11 protein-coding genes are annotated in these 13406 nt (G+C 28.5%); 1 reads left to right on the top strand and 10 read right to left on the bottom strand.

Going from position 1 to position 13406, the window contains the following annotated elements:
• Positions 1 to 264 carry a hypothetical protein gene (locus I6U48_RS26520; RefSeq protein WP_218323525.1) on the bottom strand — a complete coding sequence of 88 codons (264 nt, stop codon included), beginning with the start codon at positions 262 to 264 and terminating at the stop codon, positions 1 to 3.
• A 302-nt stretch (positions 265 to 566) separates the two neighbouring features.
• Positions 567 to 1943: a cell wall-binding repeat-containing protein gene (locus I6U48_RS26515; RefSeq protein WP_218323524.1), complete on the bottom strand. Its 1377-nt coding sequence runs from the start codon at positions 1941 to 1943 to the stop codon at positions 567 to 569.
• Between the two features lie 428 nt (positions 1944 to 2371).
• On the opposite strand from I6U48_RS26515, the gene I6U48_RS26510 reads away from it, so the two are divergent.
• Positions 2372 to 2704 carry a helix-turn-helix domain-containing protein gene (locus I6U48_RS26510; RefSeq protein WP_218323523.1) on the top strand — a complete coding sequence of 111 codons (333 nt, stop codon included), beginning with the start codon at positions 2372 to 2374 and terminating at the stop codon, positions 2702 to 2704.
• 29 nt (positions 2705 to 2733) lie between these two features.
• Here I6U48_RS26510 and I6U48_RS26505 read toward each other — a convergent pair whose 3' ends face one another.
• The 8 genes from I6U48_RS26505 to I6U48_RS26470 all read right to left on the bottom strand — a co-directional run bounded on the left by I6U48_RS26505 (position 2734) and on the right by I6U48_RS26470 (position 12711).
• On the bottom strand, positions 2734 to 3711 hold the full coding sequence (locus I6U48_RS26505; RefSeq protein WP_218323522.1) for a hypothetical protein: 978 nt from the start codon (positions 3709 to 3711) through the stop codon (positions 2734 to 2736).
• A gap of 30 nt (positions 3712 to 3741) precedes the next feature.
• Positions 3742 to 4185 carry a helix-turn-helix domain-containing protein gene (locus tag I6U48_RS26500; RefSeq protein WP_218323521.1) on the bottom strand — a complete coding sequence of 148 codons (444 nt, stop codon included), beginning with the start codon at positions 4183 to 4185 and terminating at the stop codon, positions 3742 to 3744.
• A gap of 537 nt (positions 4186 to 4722) precedes the next feature.
• On the bottom strand, positions 4723 to 5001 hold the full coding sequence (locus I6U48_RS26495) for a hypothetical protein (RefSeq protein WP_218323520.1): 279 nt from the start codon (positions 4999 to 5001) through the stop codon (positions 4723 to 4725).
• 172 nt (positions 5002 to 5173) lie between these two features.
• Positions 5174 to 6703, bottom strand: a complete 1530-nt coding sequence (locus I6U48_RS26490) for a hypothetical protein (RefSeq protein WP_218323519.1) — start codon at positions 6701 to 6703, stop codon at positions 5174 to 5176.
• A gap of 580 nt (positions 6704 to 7283) precedes the next feature.
• The gene (locus tag I6U48_RS26485; RefSeq protein ID WP_218323518.1) at positions 7284 to 9113 is read right to left on the bottom strand and encodes a hypothetical protein; all 1830 of its coding nucleotides are present in this window, start codon (positions 9111 to 9113) and stop codon (positions 7284 to 7286) included.
• Positions 9103 to 11109, bottom strand: a complete 2007-nt coding sequence (locus I6U48_RS26480) for a DUF8727 domain-containing protein (protein WP_218323517.1) — start codon at positions 11107 to 11109, stop codon at positions 9103 to 9105. Before I6U48_RS26480 ends, I6U48_RS26485 begins: the two co-directional genes overlap by 11 nt.
• The gene (locus I6U48_RS26475; RefSeq protein ID WP_218323516.1) at positions 11110 to 12477 is read right to left on the bottom strand and encodes a hypothetical protein; all 1368 of its coding nucleotides are present in this window, start codon (positions 12475 to 12477) and stop codon (positions 11110 to 11112) included. It lies immediately after the preceding gene.
• Positions 12478 to 12711 (bottom strand): TIGR04540 family protein, encoded by a 234-nt coding sequence (locus I6U48_RS26470; RefSeq protein ID WP_218323554.1) that lies wholly within the window; start codon positions 12709 to 12711, stop codon positions 12478 to 12480.
• Between the last annotated feature and the right edge of the window lie 695 nt (positions 12712 to 13406).

Genomic DNA, 13406 nt, shown 5'->3' with positions numbered 1-13406 from the left:
CTATTCCTCGTCTTCGTCTTCGTCATCGTCAAAATCTTTCATAGCGTCCCAATATGAACGCTTGTCCATTTTTCCTTCTCTCATAAGCTTCATTTCGATTAATGATTGTTTTAAAGATTCCGCAGGAGTACATGGTCTTACCATTGTATTTTCCATAGTTATCTCCCCTTTTGTAAAGTTTTTAGTTTTTATAAATCTTTTTAGTTTTTTAAAGTCTTTAATTTTTATCTTTTTTAAGTGCTTGTCTACTTTTCTTATATTCATTTTACCACAATTCCTCCATAAAAGTCTATGATTTGTCGAATTTTTATACCGTCTTTCAAAGGTTTTACTTTCTTTAATAATACCATAATTTTACATTTATTACAATTCATACTTCATCCTTTTTTTCTACTCATTATACTTTCACTACAATATTTTTATAATTTAATACCGTTTATTCAGTACTCCTTTCCCTACTCACTTAACTACTGTTATGGACAAAAGAAGTATTTGAACTGTAAAAAAGTCCAAGAAACAAGAGCCTTAACCCTAATTCCTTGAACCTTAACTTCCTTGTACCTTATTTACTTCACTGGTCCAAAATCTACTATAAGACCATAGCTCTCAACTCTTATTGTTATGATTCTACCATCTAATTCAACAGTTTGAGTTTTCAAACCCGCAGTATCTAATATTGAATATAATTTATCTCCTTGTGTTGGAAGTATCATATTTAATATTGTTTTTATCTTCTGGTCTACTTCTGGACTACTTCTAAATATTGATAAAGACATATCTCTATTACCACTACCTACAGTAAATCCTAATTCAGTAAACTTATCATCTCCATTTGCACCATATGGATTTAGTATTAAGCCACTACCATTACTATCATAGTCAACAAAGCCTAAATTACCAGTTAGTATTTGTTGTCTTATGTGATTCCCTGAATGTCCAGGTTCATCAACTATAGGTTCAGTTGGTGTAGTGCTATCTACTATGAAGTCTCCAACTATTAACAAGTCTTTGTCTTTAACTAAGCCCTTAACAGTTTGACTACAATCATTATCTTCAAGCACTAATGGATGGTCTATTTTCTCTGCATATACAGAAGCTACAAGAGCATTGTGGAAGTCTTTTCCTGTAACAATGGTGAACTTATCTAAAGAGCTGTCAAAGTTCTTTACGATCTTCTGAGATGTCTCATATCTGTCTAATCCGCCTAAACGAGTTAGTGATATGCCCATATCTTTAAGTTCATTCTCTATGTTAGCAGAAACAACTCCTGTACCACCAAGGACATAAACATTAGTTATTCCCCAATCTCTTAATGCTTGTTTGCTTTGCTCATTAAGAGTACCTGCGTCTGTAAGTAAAATAGGACTTCCTGTTTGTCCTGCAAATGTAGAGCTTGAAAGAGCGTCTGGGTAGTTGTAAGCATTTGCTATGAAAGCAGTCTTAGCACCAGTTAGTCCTTGAACCTTCTTGCCTACTGCAAGTGCTGTTCCAAATCTGTCTTGTCCCCATAGTCTTTCAACGCTTAATCCTTGACCCTTAATACTATCCTCTACTGCCTGGCTCACTGCACCAGTACCTCCAAGAATATAAACCTTTTTAGCTTTTAATCTAACAATCTCATTTAATGTGTTAGAAGCAATTCCATTTGGGTCAGTGAAAAGTATTGGTGCGTTAAGCTTTATTCCTAAAGCTGTTCCTGATAAAGCGTCTGGGAAGTCTGCTGAACCTGCTAATATTACATTATCAGATGTTGTCCATCCTTTCTGACTTACCTTTATTCCAATATCATAACAGTCAGTTCCAGTTATTCTGGTTACATTACTTTGTTGGGATAAAGTATCCATTATTACTACTTTTTGTTCTACTGCATATACTTTAGAATATAAAATCATGTTTAAAGATGTTAGAATACTAACCATCACTGCTATATATTTCTTTCTCATTTCTTCTCGCCCCTTACTTCATTAAGTTTAAATATTATTGACTAATAAATCACTTTCTCATATATCTTTCGAGACCAATATATAAATTTTTACCTTTGAAAACTAATTTTCCGCTTACTTAAATTCTTCTCTAATAGACTATACTACTTTACTTATTTAATATTTTTTATCTTAACATTTAAAAAGCAGTTGATTTTAACCAATTTATTTGATGCTACTAACTCCTCCCTAAAATAAATTTTTATATTTTACTCTAAAGCAATTCTTTTCTACCCATATTATACCTCCATTTTTAAATTTAGTTAAAAATTAAGTTAGCACTTATATTTTAATCAATTTTTATGCTGTATGCAATTATTTTACATACTTTTAGCTTATTCCTCTATTAACTTATACCCTATAAAGTTAAACTATAGGGGTGATTTCTAATGAATGATACAATAGATAGCAAATCCATAGGCGAGAGAATAAAATTAGAACGTGAAAAATTAAATTTAACAAGAGATGAATTGTCAGAATCTGTATCCATATCCAATATATTTCTTTCGCAGATTGAAAGAGGGGAACGTCAAATGTCGATACCCACCCTTATTAGGGTTGCTAATAAACTCAATCTTTCCTTGGACTATATAATTTGGGGAGAAGATAGTATTGCAGTAGATAGAGATGCTATTATAGAAAAAATTAATATTGCTTCCAAAAGGGAACTACAAGTAATAGATAACGTTCTAAAAGCTATTCTCCCAAACCTAAAAAAATAGACCAGCACTGTTAGCCTGGTCTTTAACTCTTAAATATTATTTTTACATCTCTCTACAGCATGTTTTAAATGATTATTGAAACCTACCAAATAGAATTTTACGTCTCTACAGAACCTTTTTATCATTAGTTCTCTTTCACTGTAAAACCAAGAAATGGGATAATATGTACCTATTTTTGCATATCTATCATCGAATTTTAAAATATAATTGAATTCATTCTGTAAAACATCCTTTTTATCTGAGAGCTTATAGAATATCTCTTTCTTCTTTCCATAAAAACATAATTCTATTAGAACTCTTTTTCTCCTGTCATAAGCCACCTTAAAGATAATATCTTGGAAACCTGAGCCAATTATAAAATTACAGTTTTTAACATCCTTATATTGATAAACATTTGTAGATACATCACTACAATCTTCTCTAAGCCTTTTAGCTATTTTTATAAGAAGTTTTTCTTCCCATGTGTATATATCATCATCTTTAACAACTCTTACCGCTACAGAATTATTAGATATTTTAATACTTTTCTTGTCTAAAAATATATTCTGCACTGTATTTAACCTTTGTAACTCCTTCAATCGGTTAAGTTCATCCAGCTTATTTATCTCAATCAGCAAGTCTAAAGTATCTTTCTTAATCTTTAGAAAAACTAATGATATGTTCTTCTCTGAATAGAATACTACACTTTGCATTAATTCGCTCATAAGTTCTTCCTTAAAATCTAACATTCCATATACAATAATCGTTTTTTCCTGCTTTTCACAAAGACATATTAAATCCTGAATTTGTCTAATATGATCTCTATAACTTCTAAAATCCATCTGCCATTCAATTAATATTCTTTCACCATTTTTACCAATACAATTCATGTCTACTTTTCTTTTTTTAAACCATTTTTCTAAATGTATTTCCTTAATGCCAATTTCAAGTTGCTTTTCTATTATCTCTTTATTTAAGCTCATATATATTGCAAAAAGGAACTCTTTCTTACTATTTCCAATACTCATTTATTTCTCCCCCTTTGAAAAAAGACAGCTCTATGCTGTCTCCTCTAACATTTTTACCCTTATTTCATCAATCACTTCCAATAGAACAATTTCATCATTCCTTTTTACCAAAGATTTTGTTGCATATTCTTCAAGCTTCAAAACCAACTTTCTTATCAACACTCTCAGCTCCAAACTTGCCTCGATATTGGCAAAGTTATAATTTGCATTTAAGATTAACATATCGAGATTTTGAACTTGTTCTCCACTTTGCTTTGTACCGTTATAATAAATCTCCTCTATGGTGTTTAAATCAACACCATAATAGTCAGAGAGTTTTGTCAAAGTATAAAGTGATGGGTTCTCACGCACAGCTTTTTCTATTTTACAGATATAAGAACGACTAATTCCTGTTTTTTCCTCAACTTCCCCAAGAGAAACACCTTTTTGTAATCTTAGATTCTTTAGGAAGTTTCCTATCCCTTTGTTCTGCATACACTATCATCCTCCTGTTTTCACACGCTACTCCTGTTGAGTAGCTCCTTTTGTTTTAATTTATATGTTATATGCAGTTAGACAAAGATTTATAATTCGTACTTAACATCACTAAAAGTAAATGATACTCATAGATTAGCAAAATTTAAATTATATCTTACAGTCCTATAGACAGCAAAAGAGACCTTGTAGCAGGTCCCTTTTACATTAATTTCAAATATTCTCTATATTGGTATTAACATTGACTATTGTATTATTTACATTAAAAATCAAATCTTATATAATAATCCTATAAAATAAACTAAAAGACTAATAGTCTTTATCTATTAAATGTGTGTGATAATATTTCTACCATCATCCTGTCATCTTCCATTTAACTAACAGCTTTTGGTATCATCCATAGCTGTTTTTATTTTAAACAGATTCCTTTGAGAACGTCTCAATTCCTTTTAGAACTTCAAGATTTTCTCCTGTCCTCTCTTCACTTTGGTGTTTATAGCTATTTTCAATCCCCCTGCAATTCCTCATTAATTTCTACTAAAATCCATATTTCTTTTCCACTCCATCTATTGTTTGTGCGAAGGATTTAGTAACAACTATAGTATTTACAGCAAATTCAATAAATTCCTTTGCAATAGTTGCTTCTTCTGTTGTGTTATAATAGAATAAATTAAAAGTCTCACTCCCAATGTTACTTATTACTGTAATTGCAGATATATCCTTACTCCTTGTTTCACCAATAAACATAATAAACTTATCTTTTAATACATTCCATATTCTTTGCAACATTATTTTTTGTTCTTCTGTTAACTCCATTCTCGTCACTCCTAAAACCATATTTATTACTTGCTTTATTCCTCTTGCAGATGTTATTTAACTTAATGGTAATTCCAGTTTAGGAGGTTAAATTAGCTCAATAATGTCTATGACTACCTAAACTGATTTATCTTATATTACTCTCAATTCCTTATTTTTTATATTTTTCTATTTAGTCTTCTAACTTCACATATTTATTAAATAATTTCTCATTTTCTAATATAGCTCTAACCACTGATTTTACCTCGCTATCACTACATAAGCCAATCATTAGAGTAATAAACCTGCATAACTTTAAGTCTTCTATTTCATCAATCCAATTCCATGCTTCCCTTGAAAGTATTAAATTAACTTTATTTAAAAAATCCATCATAATTTCTAAAATTTCTTCTTTTGTTGAAAGGCTATTTATTATTGAAACAACTTTATAATTTTCATCTGTAATTGTTTCTTTCATTTGCATTAATATGCTCTTAATATTATTTTCAATAAAGTCTGCTATTTCAAGACTGTCATCCCATTTAAGCAGAACATCATAATCCATAATGATGTTCTTTTCTATAGTCTCGCTGTATTCAGTCTTTATATCATCAAGCTCTTTCCCATATTTTTTTAATACCTCTACAGCTTCATTATACTTTCCCTGGACTATTTCCTCTAATCCATTAATATATCCAAGCTTATCTCTTAAAATCTTTATACCTTCCTCCATTGTAATATATCTATTGCAATACCTGCCAAGTAACCCACACATATCTAAAAATGCTGTCCCAAATTGATATTCAACATACTGAGGTTTAACTGCCTCCTTTACAAATATACTCATATTCTCTCTATATTCTTTTTCTACAAATACCCAAGTAGAGCCTAAAGCTTTTATAAATTCTTCTCCATTATATTTTGGACCGCCTTCATCAAGACAACAAACATTACTTAATTCTTCCAGACTATATCCCATATTTAAAAACCGAATCATAATTCTTTCTGCTCCAAGCTGAGTCGCTGAATTATATTCTTTTAGCCCACTTTTAAAGTAGTTCATTATTTCTTGTTCACTAAAGTTTTCTCTTATAAACTCACATAATCCGTCTTTATTTTCTGTAATATATAAATCTAAGAAGTTACTTAAATTCTTAATACTTAGCTCTTCCAGCCTTTTAAGTAATTCTCCTTCATCTACCCTAACAGGAAGCTTTATAGGTTCTTTCAAAATATTATTAGCAAAGTTAATAGCTTTCTCTGCTTGTTCCTTAGTAAAATCTCCATATACTATAGCTCTACCTTTTAACCTATCTTCTATTAAGGCCGCAATAGAAAGTATATAAAAATGATATTCTTCACCTTGCGTTTTAGAATCAAATACCGTGCTTAATCCTTCTCTTGCCTTCATTATAACTTGCAGTATATCCTTGTTTATTGCACCATTACCTCTTGAATACTTTTCTAAGTTCTTGTATAAAATAAAGTTTTCACCTATTTGTTTACTTTCAATATCTCCTGAAACACTCCAAAACCTATTCTCTCCGTATCCTTGTTCTCTTGCCTTTTCTAAGACTAATCTCTTACTGCGTCCAATATCTTCTCTAATAATTGAAGCTAATGGATACGCCTTTATCAGTTCCAAACTTTCCAAATATACACTTTCCCACTCTTCCTTATCTATTTTGCTTGGTACAATATCTAAATTAATATATACTCCCATGTTCTTCATCCTTCTTTCAATTAAATTTCACATAAACTTAATAAGTACAAATAATAAGATTTCATCTCCTAATTATCTTTCAGCTTATTTCCTCCACATCTCTTTCAATATAATAATGTTTGCTATATAACATTATTAAAAAAATTAAGCACCCGTCTAAGACGAGTGCTTGTTCTTAAAAAAATTATATTTATTTGAGATTTATAGCAATATTTCATTATAAAATCACTTCCGTTTATTATTTATACTCATAATTGTGATATGAACATATTATACATCATTATACACTTATATTAAATACCCTTAGCTTTATATCTAACTGTCTTGGAAATAATTTTTTTATTGCATTCTCTATCAAATTCGATATAATATAAACATATCAGCAAAAAACTTAATTTAGTAAGCTTTTAATCTTTGCTGAGTGTTTTTAAATAGGGATATTTACGTATTTTTACGAAAAAACGCTTTGGTGTACTGTCCGACACACCAAAGCGTTTCTTCTTAATTATTTTAATCTAAATCTATTCCAAACTCTGCTTGTTGTATCTCTTATTTTATATGCTATAAATAATACAAAAAACTATAAAAAATAAGTATCTATTTCATTTTTCAGCTCTTCATATCCAAAGTGTTTAGTTATGTCCGTTGTATCATCTGCTTCTACCTGTATAAATGAAACATTCATATCATCATATCCATACTGTATAATTCTATCTTGTTTTGGATATATAATTATAACTTCCTCTATAACACCCCTTCTTGTTTTATTCTTGCCTCTCTTTTCTTTGTCGTAATACCCAAAATTATAATAGTCTTTTGCCTGCTCAATAGCTCTGGAAGGTCCGTTTTTGCTTTGAAGGTTTCGGCTCATACAGCATTTTACTTCAACGACAATAGAACTTATTAATTCTCCTGTTTCATTATCAAAGAGACTTAACATAATATCAGGCTTATAGTGTCTTCCATTCATTCTTACAAAATCACTTATATTCTTATCTATGACAGTTGTATTAGCTTCAACTTCTTTTTCATAAAAAAGCTCTACTCTTAAATTATCTTTTATCAAGATAATAGGTTTGTTTGTTACGATCTCACCATTGAATAATTCTTCATCCATATTATCCGCTAACCAACCACTCTGCCACTCAAATTCCTCATTCTTTAATATGTTTATAATTAAGGATACTGAGTAATACTCAAAGAGTTTAGATGTCTTTTTGCTTGGGAAGTAAGGTTTTCTGCTTTGAGGGTCATTTTTCTCTATAGCTAAAATATTTAAGTAAAAATCATAAACTTGGTAGTATCTATTATCTCTTAGCAATTTTTGTGACGGTCTTAATACAGTAGTATCAGTATACATTATTTCATTTAACCAAGTTTCATTGACATATATCAGTAACATGTTTTTTATTTTGTTTAAATTCATTAATATATCAGTTATAAAAACAATATGTTCATGTAATTTATTAATATCATCCTGTAAAAATTTAAGTTCTCTTCTTTTGCCCTCTTTATGTTCTCCGCTAACTACCCTATCATTTTTTAATACATTGTAACTTAATTCATTATCTCTATATATCTCTATTTTATTGTTAATGATAGTTGTAGAATTAGTCTGGATTATTTCGTATCTGTTCTCAATGAAAAGAACCATTTCTAATGTCTTTTCAAGTATCTGTTTTATATAACAATTCTCTAATATATCTGTATTGAGAAAAGAATGCTTTTCAAGCACAATATCTGGGGTGTATATGTTTTTATTTTTACTTAATCCTTTTGTACATAGCCATCTTTGGCTCTTTATATCTTGCTTTCTCATATAATACTGCTCTCGATATCCTTTTTTTATATCTGTAAGCGGATTTTTAATTATACTACTTACACTATTAATAACATTTTCAATATTATTATTAATATAAAAATACATTTTATTTAGAGAGTAATCTTCATCACCATATATATTTTTTTGTCCTGCCATCCTCTGTATATATAGATTTTGTGATAATCCAGTCATAACGATTTCAAGATACTTTCTTAGATTAATTAATCCTTCCCATGTGACTGATTTTGAGTTAACAAAGTACAGCCCCCTATAGGTTTTTGATGTAGTTATCACATTGATGCCATAATAACCAGGAGTAAGCATACTATCATGGTCTTCCGCTTCCGATATAGTGATTACTTCATCACTTGGACGTAACTGTAATGGATATTCTGAGATACTACTATCAATTTCAAGAATAGCATTACTATCATCACTTTCAAATTCTACAGCAATTTTACTATATTCATCAAATATTACAACAGTATCTCCTAAATCTTCTTTTGTACTATCATCTATAATTAAACACTTCGTATTAGTCAGTATCTCATTTCCATAGAAAGCATAAAAAGTTACTTTAGTTTGCATATCCATATACTCCCAATTCCCTTGCTTTTCTAACTATTTCTTTTTTAGTAACTTTAAAATCACTTATTTTTAGAGCTTCCTCAGAATTAAAAAACTCAAATAATTTGCTGTTTGTAGGCTCTTTACTTTCACTATCCTTAATAGTACCTATAAGCTTTCCATACTTTTTCTCTGCACCTTTAATTTTTGTTATTAATCTTTGCTTTATTTGAATGTCAAATGCCTCTCTCTTTAAAATCATTTTAGTTCCATCTAAATTAACAGGAATATTCAACAAATACTCAGCAATTTTCTTAGTTATTCTAAAAGATACGCCCTTTTGATCATCAACTTCATTCAATAACTCATGTAAATCATCCAAAAACTTAATTTCTTCATCAGTATATGCCTCTGACCAATTTCTTTTAACTGTCCATGATTGATATTCCTCTTCACTGGCACAACGAGAAAAGTCCTTATCTTCTATTTTATTAGGCTTTAGCTCCTTAACTTCTTGTTGAAATTTTACTAAGTTTTCTTTCCTAAGATTTATTATATTGGCTCTATCAAGAAGTCTGTCCGAAAAGTCTTTTGTAGTTTCATCTGTGTTCACAGTTCCTATAAATTTAACATTGTCCTTTATTATTATTGAAGATGGATAGGATTGTTTGTTTATACAATGTGTTGCAGGATTATATAAAAATAATCTTCTATCTTCTGGCTTTCTTTCTAATAGTGATATAAAAGGTGAAAACCAATATTCTACTTGTGAAAGATTCATTTCATCAAAAACTACTACGTGCATTGAATTAGGGTTGTCCTTTGCATGTATTAAGAATTCACTAAGTCCTGTCTCAGAAGGAATAAATAATCCCGTTGTATTATTCAAATACCCAAGTAAATCCCCTGGCTCTGTGAATGATGGACTTATTGGTAGAAATAATAGAGTGTTTAATTGTTCAGAACATTTTAACATCTTAGCATAGGCATTAGCTAATTCTGACTTACCTGTTCCAGACATGCCTGCTAATATTGTTAGTGGATTGGTTTTCACACAAGTATGTAAGTTGATTAAATCCTCTTTTGAATAGCATAGATTATTTCTTAATGTAAATTCTTTAAAATCATCTATAAACATGTTTTCTTTAACATTAATTTCACTGCTGTAACTTTCACTACCTTCATTATTTTCATTTAATATAATTTCGTCCATTATTGGGTCAGTCAAATCCTCTACTTTTCCATTCTTCTCCAAATTATAAAGAGCATTTTTTTCTATAAAAACAACCTGAACTCCGCTAACTTCTATTATTTTTCCGTCCATTTCACTATTTTCTATATCTATTTTTACACGTTTTACTCTATTGTCGAATTTTTCACATATCCATCCTGTGCCATCAGTAGATTTTGTCCATTCAGGAAAATTAAAATATATATAATTGTTACACATAATATGTTCTGGTGGATACATTTGCTGAGAATAATCACTTAGCACAATACTACTGCCCTCTACTATCTTCTTTTGAAATTCTGTATTACTCATTTCTACTATAGGTATAGTAATAAACTCTGTATCTTTATCAATTTTAATGTCGGATTCTACGTTTACTACAACTGCATTTTTATATGGTCTATCACTTAATTCTTTATTAGTAAAATTGATTTTTGGTTTAAATACAATTAATTTATCTTTTAATTTATCATATATCATCTGTTTTTTCTGTTCTAAATTTTGTGTTAGTTTATAAGTGTACGGGATAAGCCAACTGCTTTGGGAATTGTCTATACCTATATATAAAGGATTTGTTATATCAGGGTCTATTAATTCATTTACAGGTTCGGGGTCAAGGCTTAATGGTTTTATAAAAAATATAACATTATTTGAGTTCCTTAATGTTGTTACAGCTTTCTGTTCATCACCCGATGGGTAAAATTGTTCATTTTCAGCTAATATTCCTACCATATAACATTGGCTTGATTTTATTAATCTATTTTTATTCTCTTGGGACATCGCCATTTAAATCACCTCATACTTATTTTTAATTACAGATATTGTTTCTATTAACTTCTTTTCGTCATGTATTGAAACTGTATTTATAATCTCTATTCCGTTCTTATTACAATATTTTTTTATGTTTATCAATTCTCTTGTAGATACACCTTCTCTTTGTATAAATAACTTTTTTACATTATTAATTTGCTTTTCCCAATTATCAATATGAATAAACTCTACTTCGCCAAATATAATTTTTGCTACTTCAATGTGCGTACTATGTATCAAACCAAATATTTTTTCATTTATCCCATTGGATTGAAAATTATATTTGTAATACAATTCTGTACTTGTTATTTTATCAGTATAGGTTTTTATTTTTTCTTTACAATCTTTTAATTCATTATTCAACAAATCATTTTTATTTTTCAACTCCTTTACTGACTTAACTAAAAAGTCATTTCTACTACACTGTATGTCCATTTGTTCTTTAAGTTTATTTAATTCTTCTTCGCTCTCCATATTGGCTTTTACTTCATTTTTTAACTTTTGAATTATTTCTTTATTTTCCTTATCTTTATCCTTACTTTTCTTCAATAGTTTTTTATAGGTATCCTGTAGTTTGTTTATTTTATCTTTAAGCTCCCCCAACTCTGCTAAATCTTTTTTGCTTTCATCTGTAAATTGGCTGTCAAACAAATCTAAAAGATGAAACATAATATCTAAATGAATCTTATTCAATATATCTTTTTCTATATTATTATGGGTTCTTATATATTCAAACTTCATAAAGGTATTATTAGGTTCATTATCTTCTTCTAAATTATTATATAAATCCATTACACTCCAATTTTTTATATCATCTATATTTGCTACGGTTGATTTTAATAAGTTGCATTTTAATGCTTTCAGAAAGTATTTTTTTATACTATTTAATATACCATCCCCCGAATTATTCAATAACTTAGAAGAATATTCTACAACTTCCTCCTCGTTATTAAAGCTCATGTTAAAATTAAACATATATTTATCATCTTTTATATTTTCGTTAATCAATTCTATATATTTTTCTTTATCATTAGGATATTTTATTAAAAGATTTGCGAATTTAACATAATCAGGTATTTTATCTGTATCTTTATTAAGTGTTATGAAGAATTCTTTTTCATTTAGATCTTCCCATTCTTCTACTTTGTGTCTCATTAAAATAGCAGTGAATGGGTTCTTAATCCCTTTTGATTGTTTTAAAGTATGATTTGTTCTGACTATTGTTTTTATTTTTGTTTTCTTTAACTCTAAGTTTTTAGTTCTAACATTACAGTTAAAAAACTTTAATATATTATTAATTTCTACATCGTCAGCTAAAGTAATATACATATCAATTTCATTCAATTAAATATCTTCCCTTCTAACCTTATTTATAAGCTCTAATCTTTTCTTTCCACATTTATGAATAATTACAGCTTTAAAGCCCTCACTTGTAAATATTTTTTCTTTATTATTCTTTATAATTGAGTTAACATTTTCAATCATATCTTTTTCATTAATTTCATTCCTCCAATAACTATCAATAATATAATTTAAGGCAATACTTATTTCATTAATATTTTTATAATATGTATTTATTTGAACCCCTCCTTAATAAAATTTATATCAAATTTGTATATAATTTGAATAAATATTGTACTACTATTGTATCATATTTTTGTTTAAATTGTTTAATTTTAGGATATTAAATCACAATTTTATCTACAAAATAAATTTTTATCCAACAGACTCTTTTTATTAATTTAGCAATTTCTTCACATTTGTTGATAATACTACTTTTTCATTTAATCATTCTGATTAAGACATCCATTAAGCTAATTTTAACCTCGTCATATTCCTCAAAGATCCAAACATTTAAATTTATTCAAATAATTTTCCTCCTATTATCTATACACATCTGCTTAATCCCCTTGCACTTTATAGCTTTATGTATAATCATCCCACAAATAGAAAACTCACATATTTATTTAAGGTTTTACCTTAAATTCTCAATATAAATTACTTATTCATATATAAATTACTATATCGCTGAAATACAAAATAATTAATAAATCTGTTTATAATTGCTTATTCCTACTAATAAAGATTTTTTAATAAAATCTTTCATTTCCTATTATTTAATTTTTATAGTTAACTTTGATCCATTCTTAATTCCCAATATTAAAATTAAATATTGCCATGTATTATTCTTTTTACCTTATATCCTTAATATCCTTAACGATTTTTCTCAAAAATCATTCCTACGCCCCTACTATGTACTCGAACCACAAACC

This window comes from Clostridium thailandense, assembly GCF_019207025.1.
GTDB lineage: Bacteria > Bacillota > Clostridia > Clostridiales > Clostridiaceae > Clostridium_AM > Clostridium_AM thailandense.
The sequence above is the reverse complement of the archived record's forward strand: the minus strand, read 5'-3'. Positions and strand labels throughout refer to the sequence as shown.